Origin of the sequence: Pantoea sp. BJ2 (assembly GCF_040255075.1) — a bacterium.
GTDB lineage: Bacteria > Pseudomonadota > Gammaproteobacteria > Enterobacterales > Enterobacteriaceae > Pantoea > Pantoea leporis.
In genome coordinates this window covers 1,186,521-1,206,149 of the sequence record NZ_CP158292.1, presented here as the reverse complement: position 1 = coordinate 1,206,149, position 19,629 = coordinate 1,186,521, and the positions used below count along the sequence as shown (strand labels likewise).

Here is a 19,629-nt window from a genome sequence, read left to right as displayed (position 1 = left end):
GTTATTCTCCTTGGGCCGCAGCCGGGAAAATCGCTTCCGGCGTCAGCAATGTTTGGGTTAGGCCTTGCTGGAACAGCTCATTCGCAAAGTCGGCAATCATCTTTTTGTTAACGGAAAATCCGTTCTGATTCCAGTTGGCCGGTAATTCCTGCGCGGTGCGCCGCAAATCGTCCAGCAGCCACGGCGTAGTGTCGGCATATTTCTCGCGCTTCTTCATCCACATCTGGTACGAACGATCGATGATGTCGCTCAGCGCCTGAGGCAGCCACGGATGCGCCTCCGCTAAGGCGGGCTTCAGTGCCAGTAAGTGAATGCCCGGCACATAACCGACGCGATTAAAGTAGTCGCGCTCGGCAGCGGCAAAATCCACCTGCAGCTGACGCAAACCCGAATCGGCGAGGAAAAAACCTTCCGGCATAAAAGGGGTAAAGACAGCATCCAGCTCACCGGCTTTCAGCAACGCGATCAGTGGACGCTCACCTGGCGCCGGTTCAATACGCCCCGGACGACCAAAACCGGCCAGACGATCAACAATCGGGTGATCCTCAGTCAAACGCCCGGCAAACCAGTACGCATCATCAATCTCCACGCCCGCTTCACGCAGCACGGTGCGCGTCCAGGTGTTGCCCGAATCCTGCCAGCCGGTGACGCCGATCTTTTTACCTTTCAGCTGCGCTGGCGAAGTCATCGGGCTGTCGCTGCGCGTAATGATGCAGCGCTGACGGAAACCGCGCATCAGAAAGTGTGGCAGGCCCAACAGTGAAGTGTCACCTTTTGCCCGGGCCTGAGCAAAGCGGCTAAACGACACCTCACCGGCATCGTATTTATCGCTGGTGGCGAGGTTATCCACCAGCGTGCCAACACGATCGATCTCCAGCGTGAAACCTTCCGGCTTGATATCGCCAAGTGCCAGCGGTGTGAAGTAATCCCAGTCACGTACCGCCAGTCTGATGGTTACCATAGTTTTGCCTTCCCCGTCTGTTCTGCCAGCCCTGCGGCTGTGATTATTTATGCAGCAAATAGTGCTTGAATTTGAGTCTAAATCGCGAATACTAATCTGAACAATCTATTATTTGTTACTGAACAAAGGATTTTCTTATGACGCAAAGTGTGGATTTGGAGTGGCTCAGCCAGCAGATCACGGATGCTTCGGTGAAAGGCATCACGCATGCGGCATCCACGCTAATTCGCGATGGGCAGATTGCGGTGGGCATGCAGATGCCGGCAGTACGGGAATTGGCTGAGCGATTAGGCGTGAGCCCGGCAACCGTTTCGGCTGCCTGGGCGCAACTGAAGAAGCAGAAAGTGCTGGCGGGTAAAGGTCGCAGCGGCGTGTGGGTGAGCGGTAACAGCGTGATGCCGCGTCCGATTCGCTTCGAGAAGATCGGCAATTACGGCGAGAATATTCAGGCGTCACTGGCGATGGCCTCACCGGATCCAACGTTATTGCCGGATCTGCGTCGGGCGATGCTGGCGGGCATTGCATCGCCGCAACTGAATAGTTATCAGCGTGAGGCGATTTCACCGCAATTGCTGGATGCCGTAGCGCCACGTTGGCCCTATCCCGCCGAAGCCTGGTTGGCAACCGATGGCGGCTTCGATGCCATGAACCTGATCGTGCAGACGTTGCTGTCACCAGGCGATCGTGTGGTGATCGAAGATCCTACCGCCACGCGATTACTGGATATTTTAGACAACATGGGGGCAGAAATTCTGCCGCTGCCCTGCGATGAGCAAGGTCCCATTCCCTCGGCGCTGACCACGCTGATGCAGAAATCTCCGGCGATGTTTATCTATCAACCGCGCACCCATTCCGCCACCGGAAACAGCGTGAGCCAGCGTCGCAGTGCAGAGTTGGCGCGCGTGCTGGCAAACAGCAGCACCGTCATTGTCGAGGATGACGGCATTGGCGATCTGTCGCGCTACCCGGTGTTTAGCCTCGGCTTCCACTATCCCGAACGCGTGCTGCACGTGCACTCTTTTTCTAAAGCTTATGGGCCGGATTTGCGGCTGGCGGTGTTATCAGGAAACGCCGAAATGGTGAAGCGCCTGCAAGCGTGGCGCAACTTTGGCGTGAGCTGGACCAGCCGTATTTTGCAGGATGCCGTGGCGTGGATGCTCAATGATGAAGAGACTCAGCAGCGTATTCAGCAGGCCAAAGCCACTTATGCGCAGCGTCGCCAGCAGTTACTGGCCGCGCTGGCGAAACGCGGTCTGGTGCTGGAAGAGCGCGATGGATTGAGCGTATGGATTCCGGTGGAATCGGAGCAGTACGCGATGATCACGCTGGCCGCGCGCGGTATCGCCGTGCTGCCCGGGGAACGCTGTAGCATTAGCAGCCGGCAGTTCATTCGCGTCAGCGCCGCGCTGCTGCCTGTGGCACAACTCGACAGCATCGCCGATGCCATCGTGATAGCCAGCGGACGCGAGCTCAATCTTAACTCAGAGCTTTAATGTGATAGCGCGGTGATTCCACATAGCCCTCACGCGCATAGAACTGGTTGGCTTTGAGGCGCGATGAATGGCAGTGCACTTCCATACGGTCGCAACCGCGTGACCGCGCCAGCTGTTCGGCGTGGTTCAATAACTGCTGCCCGCTGCCTTTGCTGCGCTCGCCTTCGGCAATACAGAAGTAGCTGATGCGGGCAAAATCGCCGGCCAATGCCAGCTGCGGAATAAAGTGCAACGAGAGAAAGCCCAGCACCTGATTGCCGTGTTCCGCGACCAACAACATTTCATCGGGATGATGAATAAGCTGCGCCAAACGCGTATCGATAAATCCTTCCGTCGCGCTATAACCTAATTCGGTTAGCAACGCGCTCAATGCAAAGCTGTCTTTTGCCTGTGCCTGACGTATGTTCATCCTGCCTCCTCATTTTCCCTGAGCAGTTATATAGCGTTGCCGGACAAAAATCTGCAAGTAAGCATTGTTGTGGCTATGTTACGGAAGTTATCTGTGAGATGTGCCGCAGAATCTGCCTTGTCACGAGAATGTCATAACGGCTTAAGGCTGGCTTAATCTGGCATTGGCATGCTGAGGGAAATCTCTTTCTGAGGCAGGCGAAATGAAAAACCTTATTCCACGCACTTTCGATGAGTTAATGGCACTGAGCATCAGCATGCTTGCCTTAGCGAGCTGGATGATTATTTGGTGGCGAGCCTAAAAATGAATAAAAAAAACCCGCCAGAAGGCGGGTTTTCAGAATTCGAACTGTTAAATTACAGTGCGATAACGTTAGCAGCTGATGGGCCTTTAGCGCCGTCAGTGATTTCGAACTCAACGCGTTGACCTTCAGCCAGAGTTTTGAAACCGTTGCTGTTGATTGCAGAGAAGTGTACGAATACATCTTTGCTGCCATCTTCTGGAGTAATGAAACCGAAGCCTTTCGACTCATTAAACCACTTTACGTTACCTTTGATCTTAGACATCTATATTACCTTTACATGAAAAAAGGACACTAAACTGTGTCGACGTCTAGTACAGCAATTGCGGTGACATTTGTCCAGTGCGATTTGATGAAAAAGTGATAAATATTGATTTTTTGCATGCCGATCACACTTTATGCGTGCCGCCAGCGCTTAAAACTCAAATCTCAGCCATGCAAAGTAAACGTTGCCGTTATTATAAGTGCCGGGAATATAAGTCATTTGGAAAGTGGCTGGACCATATCCAATTGATGCTAAAGGCAATATCAGCGGAACCGGGATGTAGCGCCAGTTATCCCGCGCCGTTACACCCGCCGTGTATCCGGCGCCCAAATGAAAGTTCTGATCGCTAAGCGGTCGCCAGGTCGCTTCCCAACCGTAACCGCCAATCGGCTCCCATTTGTTAAAGGAGTCCTTGAACGCCATCAGGTACAAACCGTGCCAGTTACCTTTCTCATCCCAGCGCGAAACGCCCGCACCTGCGCCCCACGGGCGCTCGTTGTATTTATCGATGTGTTCATCGTCGTAAGTCCAACGGTTGTGCCAGGTAATCGCCGGCAGATAAAAATCATAATTCTGCGGTTGCGACCAGGTTTGCGACACGTTGTCGCTAAAGGTGTTCCAGCCTGATTTGATGGCTTGTGAAGTTGTTACCGCTGATGCCGAAAATGAGACCGATGAGGTCAAAATGCAGCCTAACAAAACTGCAGAAAAGTGCCGATTCACAACGTAATTTCCTGTTAATTCATGCTGAAAAAATGCACTACCCTGAGGTAAATTTTTCAGATTCTTGTACGACGCATGCCTAAGTAATCGCCAAAAGGATATTAAAAAACAGGCTTAATATCTCCAGGCTAATTCTCGGTTGACGGCGAATTTTACCTCATGCGGAACGTGAAATTGAAACGCCGGATAAACGGAAAGGTATTACTGAGGGATGTACACAAAGTGCAATCATGTTGTGAGGATGACGGCAAGCAATAAGATAGCTTTCAGTGACTTAGTGTCAACTATTCACGCATGGAATAAATTAACAAAATTTATCAATTGAACTCGCCCGACGAATAAGATAAATCTCGATACTCCAGGACGGAGATGGGGAAAAAACTGACATGACTATTCGTTGTAGCCGCTGCGGTTGCACTAAATTTTTTTACACCTTAACGGACTGCAAACAGGTCGATGCAATAAATCATCATGGCGCCTGCTGCGCACAATGTCAGAAACCGTTGACGCTGGGCGATCTTATCCTGCCGATTGCGTCTTTTAATGACAGCGAAAAATCCTATGCTGAATAAAAAATTCAGGCACCCGCAGGTGCCTGTTGTTGTCAGAAAATCAGTTTAAAGACGCCTGTTAGTGTCAGTAACCCAACGATGAAGATGATGGCGATGACCCACAGAATTATTTTCATTGTTCGCTCCTTCAAGTATGAAAAATAACGTGTCTGCTAACCAGTATAGATGATCATTCTGCTTTCGCTGGGCGCTGCGAGAGTGGTCACAACCCTTAGCTATCGTTTCGCTTAATGCCGATTTAATTCTGCGAGACGGGTCGCAGCCTGCGATTTTCCCTCTCCTTGATTCCGCACTCAGCGCCTGTCCGCAGTCTAAACTTATAGCGCCTGAAGAGGCCTCGATTGTTATCAATGCCGACGTAACAAGGAGATTCTTATGAGCACGATTAATACCAGCATGGGGCGTTATAGCCTTAAGGCAAAGGATTACGGCAACCACATCAGCGGCAGTATTGCGATTAATGATGAAGGTGGCACGCAACTCACCCTGCAGGAATTTGAAGAGCACTATCTTGACGATGTCGTCAACAATGTCATTTATCCGATCACTGGCGGAAACCGTGAAATTACCCGCGCACTGCGCGATCAGATGGTCAAAGCGGGCTTTGAACAGCCGCACTGAGTTTTTGGGCCACACGTTGTGGCCCTTTACTTCTTATCATTGACTTGCGGTTATTACTGGTTTCGGCACAGGATGCATGATTGTTCATGATAAGGAGATTGACCGTATGAGTACTCTGCATCTTATTCCCCCTTCTCGCCTTCATCAATTTGTTCAAGCCATTTGGTTACATGCTGGCAGCAGCGCCGAAGAAGCGCGCCTGGTCGCCGACCATTTGGTGGCCGCGAATCTGGCGGGTCACGATTCACACGGCGTTGGCATGATTCCGAGCTACATGAAATCGCTGGCACAGGGCTTTTTGCAACTCAACCAACATGCCAGCGTTGCAAAAGACGCCGGCGCGGTGCTGACGCTGCACGGGCACAACGGTTTTGGTCAGGTGGCGGCCTTTGAGGCGATGCAACTCGGTATTGAGCGCGCAGCCAGGTTAGGTATTGCGGCGGTTGGTTTACACCATTCGCACCACATTGGTCGCATCGGCCATTGGGCAGAACAGTGTGCGGCCGCCGGTTTTGTCTCGTTCCATTTTGTTAACGTGATGGGCGATCCGATGGTCGCGCCGTTTAACGGTAGCGATCGTCGTTTTGGCACTAATCCTTTTTGCGCCATTTTCCCGCGCCGCAATGCCAAACCACTGCTGCTCGATTTCGCCACCAGCGGCATCGCCTTTGGTAAAACGCGAGTAGCGTGGAATAAAGAGCAGCAGGTCGCGCCAGGTTATCTGATTGATCATCAAGGCCAGCCGACCACCGAGCCAGGCGTGATGCATCAGGCGCCGTATGGTTCACTGATGCCGTTTGGTCTGCACAAAGGCTATGCGCTGGCAACCATGTGTGAAATTCTCGGCGGCGCGCTGTCCGGCGGACGCACCACGCATGATGAGACGCTGGTCACCGGCCACGATGCCATTTTCAACTGCATGACCACCATCATCGTGAATCCGGATGCGTTTGATGCGCCTGCGATGCAGGAAGAAGCGGAATCATTCCTGGATTGGGTGAAACAGTCGCCGCAAAGTGGCGAAGCACCAATTCAGGTGCCCGGCGAGTGGGAAGAGCAAAACCGCGTGGCACGTGAACGCGATGGCATTCCACTCGACAGCAACAGCTGGGAGCAAATCTGTGACGCGGCGTTACAAGCGGGAATGCCGCAAGAGGAACTCGCGGCGTTCCGCGCCTTAACGCAGTAAACCGCAAGCGGCTGAGGCGCAGTGCCTCAGCCTTGATGCTTAGATGACGTTGGCAAGCAGTAAGCAACCCAGCAAACCGCACACCGAAATAATGGTTTCCAGCGCCGACCATGAGCGGAAAGTTTCGCCGATGGTCAGGTTGAAATACTCCTTAAACAGCCAGAAGCCCGGATCGTTGACGTGAGAGAAAATCACGCTGCCGGAGCCGACCGCAATCACCATCAGTTCCGGACTGGCGCCGCTGGTGATGATCAACGGTGCGACAATGCCGCCTGCCGTAATCGCCGCCACGGTAGCGGAACCCAGCGCAATACGCAGCACCGCAGCAATCGACCACGCCATGAAGATCGGCGACAGATTGGTTTCATGCATCATGCTGGCGATATATTTATCGACGCCGCTGTCCACCAGCACCTGTTTGAACGCCCCGCCACCACCAATCACTAACAACATCATGGCGATGATCTTGATCGAATCGGTGATGGTGCCCATCACGTCATCCATGCTGCGGCCACGGTTGAGACCAAAGGTGAAGATGGCGATCAGCACGGCAATCAAGGTTGCCATAATGGGGTCACCAAAGAACTCGGCATACGGCAACAACACGTGACCTTTCGGCAGCAGCATCTCCGCTACTGCGCGCAACGCCATCAGCACCACCGGCACCAATGCCGTCCAGACGCTGACGCCAAAGCCAGGCATCTCCGCTTCGGTAAAGGTTTTCGGGTTCCATAAGCCTTCCGGGATCGGCTTATCAATGCCTTTCAGGAAGCGCGCATAAACCGGACCGGCGAGAATAACGGTTGGAATCCCCAGCAGCGTTCCGTACAGCAGCGTTTTACCCATATCGGCATTAAACAGCGTGGCGATCGCAGTTGGGCCCGGATGCGGTGGCAGGAAACCGTGTGTGACCGAGAGCGCGGCCGCCATCGGCACACCCACGTACAGCAGCGGCACGCGCGCGGAGGCGGCGATGCTGAACACCAACGGCAGCATCAGCACAAAGCCCACTTCGTAGAACAGCGCAAAGCCGACGGTGAAGCCGGTCAGCACCAGCGCCCACTGAATATGCTTCTCACCAAATTTAGCGATTAACGTGGTGGCGATTCGCTGCGCCCCGCCGCAATCCGCCAGCAGTTTACCCAGCATCGCGCCGAAGCCCATGATCAGCGCGAGGCTGCCCAACGTGCCGCCGACGCCGGTTTTAATCGAAACAATAACTTTGTTGACCGGCATGCCCTGCATCATGCCAACGGCCAGCGCCACCAGAATCAGCGCAATAAATCCGTTCAGTTTGAAACGAATCATCAGCAACAGCAGTAACGCTACGCCAATCGCCACATAGAGTAATGGCATAATTTTTCTCCACTTTTGCGCACGGTAAGCTACCGGCAGCGGTTTATTTTGGTTATCCCAGAGGACATGAGAATCAACAACGTGCACCACAGGAAACATCCTGCCGAGCAATGTTACGGGTATCATGTTAAGGGTAACATTGCGTACAAAGCACCTGGCGCCGCAGCGGAATTTCTGTTTTGCGAAGGTGATCAACTTTTTGCCAGCGGGTTATCAGAATGTTTGCAGCGGGAGTGTCACGGCTTTTGGTTACACTTAGGTCTTTGAGCCAAACAAGAAGGACGTGCAGGTGAGTGAGAATCTGATCGAGTTGTACAGTAATCAACAAACCCTGTTTGGGCGCGGCAGCATTGACCAACTGATTCCGCTGCTGGCGGCCAATACCCAGCCGACGCTGCTGTTTTGCGGCCGCTCATTCCTGAATGGTCCGGCCTGGACGCGCTTAGGTGCCGCGCTCAACGATCACATCATCGGTTACGAGATTGTCAGCCATGAAGCCTCGCCGGATGAGATTGATGGCTGGGTGCGACGCTGGCGCGGCCATGTTGATCGCGTGGTGGCGATTGGTGGCGGCAGCGTGCTGGATGCGGCTAAAGCCTTTAGCGCGATGATGCAGCACCCGCTGAATACCGCGCGCTATCTGGAGAAAGTCGGTGATACGCCAGTGCAAGCGGTGACCTTGCCGCTGATCGCCATTCCCACCACGGCCGGCACCGGCAGCGAAGCCACGCAGAACGCAGTGGTGACCGATCAGCAGCACATTCAGGTTAAAGCCTCGCTGCGCCATCCAGTGTTTGTGCCGCAGGTCGCGATTCTCGATCCCGATCTGCTAAAAGGCGCGCCCGACAGCGTGCTGGCAACCTGCGCCATCGATGCCTTCACCCATCTTTTCGAAGCCTATCTGTCGCGCAAAGGCAATTTGTTCACCCAGCAAACTGCGCTTAATGGGCTGCGACTGTTCTTCCAGGCCTGGCCAGATTTAAACCGTGACGACGAGCGCGGAGATGCTGCGCGCGAAGCGATGATGATGGCGTCATGGTTGGGTGGCGTGTGTCTGAGCAGCGCCGGATTGGGCGTGATCCACGGCATTGCCGGTGAGTTGGGGGCGATCAAGCCGTTCCATCACGGCGAAGTGTGCGGACGTTTACTGTTCCCGTTCCTCGAGGTGCTGGCAGAAACCGAGCATGCTGAACAGCAACGTTTGATGGCGCAGTTCGGCCAACAGTTGCTGCCGGACGATCCCGCGCCGCCCGCGCTGGCGTTGAAAGCCTGGATCCAGCAGCAGGCGATCGTGCCGTTCTGGTTAGAGGGCCCAACGCTGTCAGCCAGCGACGTTGACTGGATTGTGTCACGCGCCAACAGCAAAAATGGCTGGGTCAGCTACGATGCACCGACGTTAACCGAGATGATCGCCGCCGCCTGGCGCATCGTCTAAATGATAACGGGCAGCCGACGCTGCCCGATTTTTTACTGCTCAGCCACTTTAAACATCGCCATCTCTTGCGCCAGCTGCGCCGCTTCATCACGCAGCGCCTGGGTATTTTCGGCGGTTTGCGTCACCAGCATCAGGTTTTGCTGAATACCGCGCTCCATCTGTGATACGGCCAGCGTCACTTCCGCAATACCTTTGCTCTGCTCATCACCGGCCACGCGCATCTCGCTGACTACCTGCTTCACTTTATGCACGTCGGAAACCAGTTGCGAAAGCTGCTGCCCCGCGCCTTCCACCAGTTTACTGCCGGCCAGCACGTTGCTGTCGGAATCGGCAATCAGCGCTTTGATCTCCTGCGCCGCCGTGGCGCTGCGCTGGGCTAAGGCCCGCACTTCAGATGCCACCACCGCAAAACCACGCCCTTGCTCACCAGCGCGTGCCGCTTCCACCGCCGCATTCAGGGCAAGGATGTTGGTTTGAAACGCGATGCTGTCGATCACCGTCAGAATCTCCGCCACGCGGCGCGACGAGGATTGAATAGCGCCCATGGTGCTCACCACTTCGCCCATCACTTCGCTGCTGCTGCGGGCAATCTGCGCGGTCTGTTCGGCGGCAGCATCGGCCAGTCGGGTATTTTCAGCGTTTTGCTGCACGGTGGCGTTAAGCTGCTCCATCGCCGCCGCACTCTGCTCAAGCGCCGCAGCCTGCTCAGCGATTTTCTCCGACAGCGCGGTGTTGCTGTGCGCTAATCCCGATGCGTTGGCCGCCACCGTTTCGCCGCTGCCCTGCACGCGGGTAATCACGCCAGCGATCTTATCGACAAAGCTGTTGAACGCACCGGCAATATCCGCCAGCTCATCGCGCCCACTTTTGGTCAGACGGCGGGTTAAATCACCATCGCCATTGGCAATCTCATCCAGCGCCGCGTGCGTCGCCTTCAGACGTTGGCCAATGCGTTGGGTAAACGCCCAGGTTAACAGCAGCAGCACGATCATCGCCGGAATCAGGAAAGTGAAGATGTCGCGCATCATGGTACGCGCCAGGCCGCTGACGGCACTTTCCGGCGTTACCAGGCCAATCACCCAACCGGTGCCGGGCATGCGGAACAGCGTCACCTGCGCGCTGTTGTGCAAGTAGCCGTCTGCAAAATCCGACAGTTGTAATACATCGCCATCGCCCTTCAGCTGGGCGATACGGGCGGCCAGCGGCGCCAGCCAGCTGGATTTTTCCGCCAGGCTGCTCAAGGTGGTGAGCGATTTCATATCCTGGCCTGGGTAATAGAGCAGGTTGCCCGCGCTATCGAGGGCAAAGGCGTAACCGCCCGTCACCTGCCCTTTCTGCTGCATAAAGCCCGCAAGATTATCCAGCTGCACATCCAGCGTTGCGACACCGGCAAACCGATCGCCCGCCGCATACGGCACGCTGCAGGTCACCATTTTTACACCGGAGACCGGATCCTGATACACCTCCGACCAACCGCAACGATCGCGCGGTCCGTTACGCACCGCGCTGTACCAGCTTTCCTGTTGATAGCCGTTGCCCGCAGGCAGGTTGTAGTCATCGGAATAGGCCAGCGCGCCATCACCCTGTCGCGCCCAGAAGAAGCTACGACGTTGCACACCGGCGCTAAACGCATCGGGTTCCGGCCACACGCCGCCGCCGGCAATGGTTTTATTGCCGCTGCTGTTGATGATTTGTGGGAAGCTTTGCTGCCACAGCGTGGCATCGTGCGGCAACACTTCAGCAAGGCGCGCCATGCTGACGGCCTCGCCTTCAATGCGCACCAGCTGCTGATTTAATTGGCTGACCAGATTGCTACCGGCCTGCTCAATCAGCGTATGGCTGGCTTCGATGACGCGCGGCTGACCGCGCAACAACAGAACGGAAAACACGACTGCGGTGGTGACGCACAGTAATAGCAGGCCACCCAGCGTCATGCGGGCAGCCAAACGGGTTGGCAACATAATTTATCCTTTCTAACCGACTGCATTAACGATTGAGATAAGAAGTGCCGCTCAGCGGCGAATTGTGCGTTCCGTCACAATCGAATATCGGCAAAGCAAAGAATAAATTCAGCTGTAAATGACGATCAGATGACAAACGGCGGTTTGCCGGCCAGCATCTGCTCAATCACCTGTAAAACGCCCTCGTCGTTATTACCCGGCGCTTCAAAGCGGGCCGCATCTTTGACCTTCTGCGGTGCGTTCGCCATGGCAAAGCTGAAGCCCGACTGCTGCAGCATTTCGAGATCGTTACCGCCGTCGCCAAACACCAGAATTTCACTGCGTTCGATGCCCCAGCGTTTGCCCAACAGATCGAGGCCGTGACCTTTATGGTTGCCCGGCACGATCAAATCCACCGATCCATGACCGCTGGACGTGGCGGCAGCCGCCCCCTGATGTAGACGCTCAATGTCCGCCATCAGCGGTTCCACGTAATCATCAGACAGATTCAGCGCGAACTTGAATAGCTTATCGCCCGCCACGTCATCGAGGCTGCGAATCGCCTTCAGGCGATGGCAATAGTGACGCATTTTCACCAGCCACTTTTCATCAAGGCCTTCGAAGTAGTACGCGCTGTCACGTCCGCATAGGATGTAACGCAGTTCGGGATAGTTACCGTTGTGCAATGTATCCAGCACCGCATCAATATCCGGACGGGAAAACTCGCCGCAGAATAACTCTTCATCACAATCGATAATCCACGCGCCGTTCTCCGCCACGAAGGCAATTTCGTGGGCGATCTCAGGGAAGAAGGATTTGAGTTGGTAATACTGGTTGCCGCTGGCTACCACAAACTTGATGCCGCGCTGCTTCATTTCCTGATAGCAGGCGTTAAAACGCGCGCGATTGTACTGTTTCTTGTCGTCGAGAAAGGTGCCGTCTTTATCCACCGCCACCATTTTTACCACGGTCATCATCACTCCTTAACGTATCGAAAGGAAAAACGGGTCGTAGAGAGAATAACCTGGTGAGCGGATAAAGCGCAGAGAAACACGGATGGCCGCAGCCATCCGCGGAGGGATTAGTTGAACGCGCCGTTGAGCAGAATTGCGGTAATGATGCCGGTTGCTGCGGCCACCAGCACGTAATTACCGTCGATGTAAGCCCAATGCTCACCGCGCGGTGGTTCATACAGACCACGGTCACGCCAGTCATCTACGCGATAATGCGGACCACGAAACTCCGGCGGTGCCGGATAGCCGCGACGGAAGTCATGTCCGCCCCAGGCGAAGCGGTCGCCGTCACGATGCCCTTCCGGCATACGATGGTCAGCATAACGGTCATGACGATCCGGGCCGGGGCCGCGATCGTGGCCACGGTCATGATGATTGCCGCGATCCGGTCCGCGGTCGCCGCCACGATCCGGGCCACGTCCGTGGTCCTGATGCTGGTCGCCGCCGTGCGGCTGCCAGCGCTGGTCACCTGGGCCGTCTGCCCACGAGACGCTTGAAAACAGTGTGCTGCATGCAATAAATGACGCAATAAGAGTTAATGTTGTTTTTTTCATGGTGTTGCCTCCAATGATAACGGCGGTTGCTGTGCCGTTGAGCATTACTATTGATTAACTGGAGACAGAAAAGCATTTCCAAAACTCTTAAAAACCGCATACTTACAGGAAATTACGTCAACTTATCACTTTCTTAACGATTGTGTATTTTCTGACATTAACGGGATCGAAGAGACGCATCAGCGTTTATTACGGCGAGAGCGGGAAATATAAAGAAAAACCCGATCGCAAGGATCGGGAGGATAATTCAATTTCCATAAATTGCATAAAGGGGTAAACCCTGCAAAAGTGAGGGTAAAACTGAAGCACACAACGCCACATCACTAGCATTGCCAGCAAACAATACCATTTAAAATTGAAAACTTCTTTTGAAAAGGGCTATTTTTCAGAAAAATACGCAAAAACTAAATGATAGAAAGAAATATTATTTTAGGAACGTTGTTTCAGGATAAATAAGGTCTGTGCTCTGACCAGATTCAGCAAAGACACAAAAACAAGGCATTCAAGCAGCTAATCCATGCTATCAATAATGGTTAATATCCCTTTAAAAACAACACCATTGGCTTTTTAAACCTTTATAATCTCAGCACGCCGCACGCGCAACCTGATGAGTATTTAACAATTACTGCTCCTTATTCGGCCCGGATTGTTTATAACCAACATTAATACACAGTGGTGATTACTATCGTGCTCAAAATTACCCTGCTTGCGTAACGTTTAAATATCACGAGGCAGCCTGATAAACTATTTAGGGTAAACGTTTACATGAGCAGAATATTGGTTTGCACGCTCACTATCTCATGAAGAAGATAAATGGCGCGTTGAGGACGCCGGATGACGTGCTAACGCTGCAGCAGGACGAATCGGTCGACGCACCAGTTCACCGCTGCAATTCGGGCAGCGCTGCGCCAGGATACCTTCCGCGCACGCCACACAGAACGTGCATTCAAATGAACAGATGCGCGCCTCAAGCGACTCCGGCGGCAGATCTTTATCGCAGCATTCGCAGTTAGGACGTAGTTCCAGCATGATTTCCTCCGGTGAGTTTCAGCCACCATCATCACCGTAATAATGCTGCCGCGCCAGCCAGTGAACAGACATCAGGCGGACAAATCGGGACATCCTGTGTCTGCTCTCTTCACGAGCTTAAGCGAACCATCGATCCTAAAAACATTACTTTCCCCGTTAAGCGTTCTATAGTTCATTCGCCCTATCTACTGACGAGACTTTGTAATGCGTATTAAAGGACTTAATTTAGGCTTCTTTATCGTTATTTTGGCGATCGTCACCTTCGCCTTTTTTGATGTGCTGACACCCTATTTTTCTGCCATTTTCTGGGCCGCGATTCTGGCGGTGATCTTCCATCCACTGAAGTCGCTGCTGCGCCGTAAAATGGGCGATCGCAATGGTCTGGCTTCGTTCGCTACGTTGCTGATTATCTGCCTGATGGTGTTCACGCCGCTGGCGCTGATCACCTCTTCAATGGTGGTTGAAGTTAACACCGTCTATACCAAGCTGCAGAACAACTCCGCGCAGTTCCCTGCGGTGTTTGCCGATCTGCTGCAGCATCTGCCTTCCTGGGCACGCAACTACCTCGCCGATAACAACCTGAACAACGCGCAGGAGATTCAGCAGAAGCTCTCTGGCTTTGCGCTGAAAGGCGGCCAATACATGGCGGGCAGCGTGTTCCTGATCGGCAAAGGGACGTTCACCTTTACCGTTGGCTTTGGCGTGATGCTCTATCTGCTGTTCTTCCTGTTGAAAGATGGCGCCTGGCTGGTGAATTTAATTCTGGAAGCGCTGCCGCTTTCAACCTACGTGAAACATCACCTGCTGATGAAGTTCGCAGCGGTATCGCGCGCCACGGTCAAAGGCACGGTGGTGGTTGCGGTGGTACAAGGTGTGCTGGGCGGCATCGCCTTCTGGATCACTGGCATTGATGGCAGCTTGCTGTGGGGCACCTTAATGGCGTTCCTGTCGCTGATTCCGGCGGTCGGTTCCGCTATTGTCTGGGTACCGGCAACCATCTTCTTCTTCGCCACCAGCGCCATCTGGAAAGCGCTGTTCCTGATTGGCTTCTTCGTAGTGGTGGTTGGACTGGTGGATAATATTCTGCGTCCGCTGCTGGTCGGTAAAGACACCAAAATGCCGGACTATCTGATCCTGATCTCCACGCTAGGCGGCATGGAAGTGTACGGCATCAACGGCTTTGTAATTGGTCCGCTGATCGCCGCGCTGTTTATTGCCTGCTGGAATCTGCTTTCTGGTCGCGATAACCGTGAGAACTCTGAAGAGATCGACGAAGAGTTTATCGAAGAGGGTAAAACCCGCGAGGAAGAGGGCAAAATCCGCGAGTAAGCGTTTCAAACGGCTACCGTTTATCGGTAGCCGCATTCACGCATGAGAATATCGGCCAGCCATTTGCTATCATCGTGGCATTGATTACGGCTTGCGACAAAAGAGAACAACATGTCCATGGAATCCTCCTTAGCGCGTGAAAATCAGGTTCTGTCAGTCTTCGATTTTGACGGCACGCTGACCATTCACGACAGCTTCATCCCCTTTCTGCGTTTCAGCTTTGGCAAACGCGCGTTCGCACGCAAAATTGCCAAACTGGCATTCCCTACGCTGCGCTGCATGCGGAAAAAGCTAACGCGTGATGAGTTAAAAGAAGTGTTGATTCACACCTTTTTAACCGGCGTTGAGGAGCAATGGATTCGCCAGCAGGCGCAACTTTTCTGCGCGGCAAACTGGAATAAGCTAATGCGCCCAGCCGGGCTGTTAGCGGTTGCCGCCGAAGTGAACTCCAGCGCCGAAGTGACCATCTGTTCCGCCTCGCCAGCGATGGTGTTAGAACCGTTCGCCGAGCGTCTGGGCATCAATCTGATCGGTACCCAATTAGAAGTGGTAGACGGCATTCTTACTGGTAAAATTACCGGCCATAACTGCCGCTGCGGGCAAAAGGTCAAGCGACTGGAAAGCGTTTACGGCCCGCTGCATAACTATCACCTGCGCGCATGGGGTGATACGCGCGGTGATTTTGAGTTACTGGCTGCCGCGCAGGATCCACACTGGCGTCATTTCCATCCAACGTGGAAAAAACGCCGCGTGCCAATGGAAAAACTGCGCATGCTGCGTCTGGATCCTTAGGCGCACAATTCGGGCTGATCAATAAATCCGGTCAGCCTTTGCTGCATCCAGCCACGGCTTAAACTCCTCCAGCAGCAAATCGTATAACCGGTCTTCCGCCAGGCTGGCAAAGTTGTCGATGGCGAAGAAATGGGTGTTGTCGATGCGGCGATCGTTGAAGTTATCCAAATCCTGCAAAATGCCATAATTACTGCCGCCGAGGCCGACAAATTTCCAGAAGATGGGATAGTTAGCCGAGCGGCGAATCGCCTCTTTGATGGCGCGGGTTTTGCTGATGCCGCCGTCGGTAATGAAAACCACGTACACCGGCAGATCGCTGTGCCTAAAGGTATCAATCAGCTCTTCCATGACCGGCGGTTCATTATTAGTGCCGCCCAGTCCGGGTAAAATCTCCCACGCCGATGTCTTGCCGCCACGCTGGATGGTAGCGATGTAGCCATCAAGATTATCCAGGGTTACATCGGGATATTTCGCGTGCTGCTGACCGAAGCCCCAGACATCCATCGAACCGTCATCATCAAACTGCGCCGCCAGCACCGCAATGCGATCTAATACGGCCTGCACGTTGCCCTTACTAAACTGCCCTTTCATCGAACCCGAGGCGTCCAGTACAAATGCCACCTTCGCTTTCACCGTTTGTAGCTGGTATTTGCTCAGGCTAACGCTGGCGTTTTTCGCCAGGCTCACTAATCGTGGCGCTTTCTGTTGCAGCTTTTTCTCCAGGCTCACCACCGTTGGCGCGGCTGGCTGAGGATCGGGCTGGGCGATATCCACGCCATAATGACGCGCCAGTGGTTCGAGCCCGCCGTTGAATCCCTGCCCCAGCGCGCGCAGCTTCCAGCCGCTATTGTGACGATAAACTTCGGCCAGAATCAGCGCCTTCTCGCCGCGCCCGTGCGTTTCCGGGCTGAACTGCGCAATATTTTCGGCGGTTAAGCTCAGGCTGTTGAGCGCATTGATCGCCTCGTCGCCGTCAATCACTAAGGTGACGGCGATTTTACTGACGCTGGCGGCAATCTTCATCAGATCCAGATTAATGGTGCAGCCTTGCGGCGTGCTCTGCATGACCACACTGCGATTGGCGGTTGTGGGCTGATTGAAGAAGATGAAGTCTGCATCGCCACTCACTTTGCCAGCGGCATCGAGCAGAAAAACACTGGTATCCACATCGCCGCGCAACGTGGATGAAGCAGCATAGTGCAGGCGCAACGTCAGTTCGGTGGTGTTCAGCGGCAGGTTCTGGCCCGGTTGTAACATCATAGTTTTAACCTCCTGTTAAGGATGCGTCCTTTGAATAGCAAAAAGCCCCGGGCCAGCCGGGGCTTTGTTAGCAATGCTTTGAATCAGACGCTCACGCCGTGCTGCGAAGCCAGCGCTGACAGGCCGCCTGCGAAGCCCTGACCAACGGCTTTGAATTTCCACTCGGCACCATTGCGATACAGCTCACCGAACACCATCGCGGTTTCGGTAGACGCATCTTCAGACAGGTCAAAACGGGCGATTTCAGCACCGCTGTCATTATTGAAGATACGCATGAAGCTGTTGCTCACCATGCCGAAGTTCTGCTTACGCGCTTCGGCATCATAAATGGTCACCGCGAAGACCAGCTTCTTCACCTCAGCCGGTACTTTAGACAGGGTAATTTTAACCTGCTCGTCATCGCCATCGCCAGCACCGGTGCGGTTATCGCCCTGATGCTCAACGGAACCACAAGCGCTCTGCTTGTTGTTGAAGAAGATGAAGCTGGCATCGCTCAGCACTTTACCGTCGTCACCGACCATAAATACTGACGCGTCGAGGTCGAAATCCTGACCATCTGTTACACGTGCATCCCAACCCAGACCCGCCATGGCAACATTCATGGTTGGTGCTTCTTTAGTCAGGGAAACGTTACCGCCTTTTACCAGAGAAACTGCCATTTTAAAGCTCCTGCTTTTAATTGGATGATGCGGGCAGCGCGAAGCTGCCCGTGATAATTAAGACGCGTTGATACCGTACTGAGCACATACCGAAGCGAGGCCGCCGGCATAACCCTGGCCTACCGCGCGGAATTTCCACTCGGCGCCGTTACGGTACAGCTCACCAAACAGCATCGCGGTTTCGGTGGAGGCATCTTCGGTCAAATCGTAACGCGCCACTTCACTGCGATCGTCATCGTTGACCAGGCGGATAAACGCGCCGGAAACCTGGCCAAAGCTCTGACGACGGGTCTGCGCATCGTGGATGGTGACCACAAACACAATCTTGTCGACGTCAGCCGGAATCAAATCCAGTTTGATTTTCAGCGATTCATCATCGCCATCGCCTGCACCAGTACGGTTGTCACCGGTGTGGGAAACGGAACCGTCGGAAGAGACCAGATTGTTGTAGAAAATAAAGTCAGCATCGCCGCGGACTTTGCCGCTGGCGGACAGCAAGAACGCTGACGCATCAAGGTCAAAGTCCTGACCATCGGTGGAACGTGCATCCCAGCCAAGGCCAACGAGGACGTTTTTCATGGTTGGTGCCGCTTTGCTCAGCGAAACGTTACCGCCTTTAGAAAGAGAAACGCTCATTGTAATTACCTCTTGGTTAATGATTTTTCAGACTCATTGCTGGCAGAAGATCAGCTCTCTTCTTTTTCCTCGGGTTTACCGGGGAACATCACGCTGAGTACGATACCGACCGCTAACACGCCGAGTACCACAAACAGGCTGGCGCTAGCAGAGATGCTGTAGCCGTGATGCCAGATATGATCGGTAGCATTCAGACCCAGTTTCACCGCGATGAAGAACAGCAGCACGATAACGGCTTTCTCGAGGTGAACCAGATACTGCTTCAATGCTTCAAGTACGAAGTACAGTGTACGCAAGCCGAGGATGGCGAACATCATGGCGCTATAAACGATCAGCGGTTCACGGCTTACTGCGATAATCGCCGGCACGGAGTCAAAGGCGAACATCACGTCAGAGAGTTCAACCACCGCCACACACAGCATCAACGGCGTGGCATACAGTGCCGCTTTCTTGCCGCGACCAATCGCTACGTCTTTGTTTTCTGGCTTCTGCAGCTCTTCATCAACTTCCTTCTGATTCAGCAGGAAGGCGTTACCGCGCATTTTTGGCCAGATTGGGAAGAAGCGCTTCACCATGCGATAAGCAAGGTGCTGCGAGTAATCTTCGATCTCGTCGCTGTCATCGCCGCTTTTCAGCATCATTACCGCCGTCCACGCGACGATCAGCGCAAACACTATTTCGACATACGGACCAAGGCTCAGCAAGCCGGTACCGATCGCCACGAAGATGCCACGGAAAACGATGGCACCGATGATGCCCCAGTAAAGCACGCGGTGACGATAGCGGTCCGGAACGGCAAACCACGAGAAGATCGCCATCATCACGAACAGGTTATCGACGGAGAGTACTTTCTCCAGCGCATAACCGGTCACGAACAGGCTGGCAACTTCAGCGCCGTGATGGATATAGAGGAAGCCGGCGAAACCCATCGCCACCGCCACCCAGAACACTGACCACAGCGCCGCGCTTTTCAGCGAAATCGGCTTGTCGCCGCGGTGCATGAACAGGTCGATAAAAATAGCGCCCACCGACAGCGCGATGAAAACCGCGACTGTTTCAGTTGGGAAGCCAATGTGCGTAGACACCATGATG

At 54.0% G+C, this 19,629-nt stretch carries 19 protein-coding genes; 6 read left to right on the top strand and 13 right to left on the bottom strand.

Going from position 1 to position 19,629, the window contains the following annotated elements; translation table 11 throughout:
• Position 1: 1 nt before the first annotated feature.
• Complete coding sequence (locus tag AAF463_RS05420) at positions 2 to 961, bottom strand: ABC transporter substrate-binding protein (protein ID WP_336767312.1); 960 nt, start codon at positions 959 to 961, stop codon at positions 2 to 4.
• Positions 962 to 1,098: 137 nt separating this feature from the next.
• Between AAF463_RS05420 and AAF463_RS05415 the strand changes: the two genes are divergently transcribed.
• Positions 1,099 to 2,454, top strand: coding sequence for an aminotransferase class I/II-fold pyridoxal phosphate-dependent enzyme (locus AAF463_RS05415; RefSeq protein WP_350261662.1), 1,356 nt, complete (start codon positions 1,099 to 1,101; stop codon positions 2,452 to 2,454).
• On the opposite strand, the gene AAF463_RS05410 is transcribed toward AAF463_RS05415, so the two are convergent.
• The 3 genes from AAF463_RS05410 to pagP form a co-directional block, all read right to left on the bottom strand.
• Positions 2,438 to 2,863, bottom strand: coding sequence for a GNAT family N-acetyltransferase (locus AAF463_RS05410; RefSeq protein WP_137385354.1), 426 nt, complete (start codon positions 2,861 to 2,863; stop codon positions 2,438 to 2,440). The two genes, AAF463_RS05415 and AAF463_RS05410, sit on opposite strands and share 17 nt — an antisense overlap.
• Before the next feature lie 356 nt (positions 2,864 to 3,219).
• The gene (gene cspE, locus AAF463_RS05405; RefSeq protein WP_007890714.1) at positions 3,220 to 3,429 is read right to left on the bottom strand and encodes a transcription antiterminator/RNA stability regulator CspE; all 210 of its coding nucleotides are present in this window, start codon (positions 3,427 to 3,429) and stop codon (positions 3,220 to 3,222) included.
• Positions 3,430 to 3,579: 150 nt separating this feature from the next.
• Positions 3,580 to 4,113, bottom strand: coding sequence for a lipid IV(A) palmitoyltransferase PagP (gene pagP / locus AAF463_RS05400; protein WP_240632918.1), 534 nt, complete (start codon positions 4,111 to 4,113; stop codon positions 3,580 to 3,582).
• 986 nt (positions 4,114 to 5,099) lie between these two features.
• On the opposite strand from pagP, the gene AAF463_RS05395 reads away from it, so the two are divergent.
• On the top strand, positions 5,100 to 5,345 hold the full coding sequence (locus AAF463_RS05395; RefSeq protein ID WP_101763266.1) for a hypothetical protein: 246 nt from the start codon (positions 5,100 to 5,102) through the stop codon (positions 5,343 to 5,345).
• 106 nt (positions 5,346 to 5,451) lie between these two features.
• Positions 5,452 to 6,534 (top strand): malate/lactate/ureidoglycolate dehydrogenase, encoded by a 1,083-nt coding sequence (locus tag AAF463_RS05390; RefSeq protein ID WP_350261661.1) that lies wholly within the window; start codon positions 5,452 to 5,454, stop codon positions 6,532 to 6,534.
• Positions 6,535 to 6,573: 39 nt separating this feature from the next.
• Here AAF463_RS05390 and gntT read toward each other — a convergent pair whose 3' ends face one another.
• Complete coding sequence (gene gntT / locus AAF463_RS05385) at positions 6,574 to 7,890, bottom strand: gluconate transporter (RefSeq protein ID WP_101763267.1); 1,317 nt, start codon at positions 7,888 to 7,890, stop codon at positions 6,574 to 6,576.
• Positions 7,891 to 8,173: 283 nt separating this feature from the next.
• Between gntT and AAF463_RS05380 the strand changes: the two genes are divergently transcribed.
• The gene (locus AAF463_RS05380) at positions 8,174 to 9,325 is read left to right on the top strand and encodes an iron-containing alcohol dehydrogenase (RefSeq protein ID WP_350261660.1); all 1,152 of its coding nucleotides are present in this window, start codon (positions 8,174 to 8,176) and stop codon (positions 9,323 to 9,325) included.
• 32 nt (positions 9,326 to 9,357) lie between these two features.
• Here AAF463_RS05380 and AAF463_RS05375 read toward each other — a convergent pair whose 3' ends face one another.
• The 4 genes from AAF463_RS05375 to AAF463_RS05360 form a co-directional block, all read right to left on the bottom strand.
• Entirely contained in the window at positions 9,358 to 11,286 is a 1,929-nt protein-coding gene (locus AAF463_RS05375) for a methyl-accepting chemotaxis protein (protein WP_101763269.1), read from the bottom strand.
• 125 nt (positions 11,287 to 11,411) lie between these two features.
• Entirely contained in the window at positions 11,412 to 12,239 is an 828-nt protein-coding gene (locus AAF463_RS05370) for a Cof-type HAD-IIB family hydrolase (RefSeq protein WP_110865702.1), read from the bottom strand.
• Between the two features lie 107 nt (positions 12,240 to 12,346).
• The gene (locus AAF463_RS05365; protein ID WP_192414138.1) at positions 12,347 to 12,832 is read right to left on the bottom strand and encodes an RcnB family protein; all 486 of its coding nucleotides are present in this window, start codon (positions 12,830 to 12,832) and stop codon (positions 12,347 to 12,349) included.
• A gap of 798 nt (positions 12,833 to 13,630) precedes the next feature.
• Positions 13,631 to 13,861: a DUF1272 domain-containing protein gene (locus tag AAF463_RS05360; protein ID WP_222233121.1), complete on the bottom strand. Its 231-nt coding sequence runs from the start codon at positions 13,859 to 13,861 to the stop codon at positions 13,631 to 13,633.
• Between the two features lie 204 nt (positions 13,862 to 14,065).
• On the opposite strand from AAF463_RS05360, the gene AAF463_RS05355 reads away from it, so the two are divergent.
• Both AAF463_RS05355 and AAF463_RS05350 read left to right on the top strand, forming a co-directional pair.
• Positions 14,066 to 15,190, top strand: a complete 1,125-nt coding sequence (locus AAF463_RS05355) for an AI-2E family transporter (RefSeq protein WP_101763272.1) — start codon at positions 14,066 to 14,068, stop codon at positions 15,188 to 15,190.
• A gap of 111 nt (positions 15,191 to 15,301) precedes the next feature.
• Positions 15,302 to 15,982, top strand: a complete 681-nt coding sequence (locus AAF463_RS05350) for an HAD family hydrolase (protein WP_101763273.1) — start codon at positions 15,302 to 15,304, stop codon at positions 15,980 to 15,982.
• An 18-nt stretch (positions 15,983 to 16,000) separates the two neighbouring features.
• Here the strand turns inward: AAF463_RS05350 and AAF463_RS05345 are convergent, their stop codons facing one another.
• From AAF463_RS05345 to AAF463_RS05330, 4 genes are all read right to left on the bottom strand, one after another.
• Positions 16,001 to 17,242, bottom strand: a complete 1,242-nt coding sequence (locus tag AAF463_RS05345) for a VWA domain-containing protein (protein ID WP_222233119.1) — start codon at positions 17,240 to 17,242, stop codon at positions 16,001 to 16,003.
• Between the two features lie 83 nt (positions 17,243 to 17,325).
• Positions 17,326 to 17,901, bottom strand: coding sequence for a TerD family protein (locus AAF463_RS05340; RefSeq protein ID WP_101763275.1), 576 nt, complete (start codon positions 17,899 to 17,901; stop codon positions 17,326 to 17,328).
• Between the two features lie 57 nt (positions 17,902 to 17,958).
• The gene (locus tag AAF463_RS05335; protein ID WP_008103744.1) at positions 17,959 to 18,537 is read right to left on the bottom strand and encodes a TerD family protein; all 579 of its coding nucleotides are present in this window, start codon (positions 18,535 to 18,537) and stop codon (positions 17,959 to 17,961) included.
• A 50-nt stretch (positions 18,538 to 18,587) separates the two neighbouring features.
• Positions 18,588 to 19,625, bottom strand: a complete 1,038-nt coding sequence (locus AAF463_RS05330) for a TerC/Alx family metal homeostasis membrane protein (protein WP_008103746.1) — start codon at positions 19,623 to 19,625, stop codon at positions 18,588 to 18,590.
• Between the last annotated feature and the right edge of the window lie 4 nt (positions 19,626 to 19,629).

What these genes read in the sequence shown, in the direction of transcription:
- AAF463_RS05420 (WP_336767312.1), bottom strand. Translation starts at nt 961, where the DNA reads ATGGTAACCATCAGACTGGCGGTACGTGACTGGGATTACTTCACACCG.
- AAF463_RS05415 (WP_350261662.1), top strand. Translation starts at nt 1,099, where the DNA reads ATGACGCAAAGTGTGGATTTGGAGTGGCTCAGCCAGCAGATCACGGAT.
- AAF463_RS05410 (WP_137385354.1), bottom strand. Translation starts at nt 2,863, where the DNA reads ATGAACATACGTCAGGCACAGGCAAAAGACAGCTTTGCATTGAGCGCG.
- cspE (WP_007890714.1), bottom strand. Translation starts at nt 3,429, where the DNA reads ATGTCTAAGATCAAAGGTAACGTAAAGTGGTTTAATGAGTCGAAAGGC.
- AAF463_RS05395 (WP_101763266.1), top strand. Translation starts at nt 5,100, where the DNA reads ATGAGCACGATTAATACCAGCATGGGGCGTTATAGCCTTAAGGCAAAG.
- AAF463_RS05390 (WP_350261661.1), top strand. Translation starts at nt 5,452, where the DNA reads ATGAGTACTCTGCATCTTATTCCCCCTTCTCGCCTTCATCAATTTGTT.
- gntT (WP_101763267.1), bottom strand. Translation starts at nt 7,890, where the DNA reads ATGCCATTACTCTATGTGGCGATTGGCGTAGCGTTACTGCTGTTGCTG.
- AAF463_RS05375 (WP_101763269.1), bottom strand. Translation starts at nt 11,286, where the DNA reads ATGTTGCCAACCCGTTTGGCTGCCCGCATGACGCTGGGTGGCCTGCTA.
- AAF463_RS05370 (WP_110865702.1), bottom strand. Translation starts at nt 12,239, where the DNA reads ATGACCGTGGTAAAAATGGTGGCGGTGGATAAAGACGGCACCTTTCTC.
- AAF463_RS05365 (WP_192414138.1), bottom strand. Translation starts at nt 12,832, where the DNA reads ATGAAAAAAACAACATTAACTCTTATTGCGTCATTTATTGCATGCAGC.
- AAF463_RS05360 (WP_222233121.1), bottom strand. Translation starts at nt 13,861, where the DNA reads ATGCTGGAACTACGTCCTAACTGCGAATGCTGCGATAAAGATCTGCCG.
- AAF463_RS05355 (WP_101763272.1), top strand. Translation starts at nt 14,066, where the DNA reads ATGCGTATTAAAGGACTTAATTTAGGCTTCTTTATCGTTATTTTGGCG.
- AAF463_RS05350 (WP_101763273.1), top strand. Translation starts at nt 15,302, where the DNA reads ATGTCCATGGAATCCTCCTTAGCGCGTGAAAATCAGGTTCTGTCAGTC.
- AAF463_RS05345 (WP_222233119.1), bottom strand. Translation starts at nt 17,242, where the DNA reads ATGATGTTACAACCGGGCCAGAACCTGCCGCTGAACACCACCGAACTG.
- AAF463_RS05340 (WP_101763275.1), bottom strand. Translation starts at nt 17,901, where the DNA reads ATGGCAGTTTCTCTGGTAAAAGGCGGTAACGTTTCCCTGACTAAAGAA.
- AAF463_RS05335 (WP_008103744.1), bottom strand. Translation starts at nt 18,537, where the DNA reads ATGAGCGTTTCTCTTTCTAAAGGCGGTAACGTTTCGCTGAGCAAAGCG.
- AAF463_RS05330 (WP_008103746.1), bottom strand. Translation starts at nt 19,625, where the DNA reads ATGGTGTCTACGCACATTGGCTTCCCAACTGAAACAGTCGCGGTTTTC.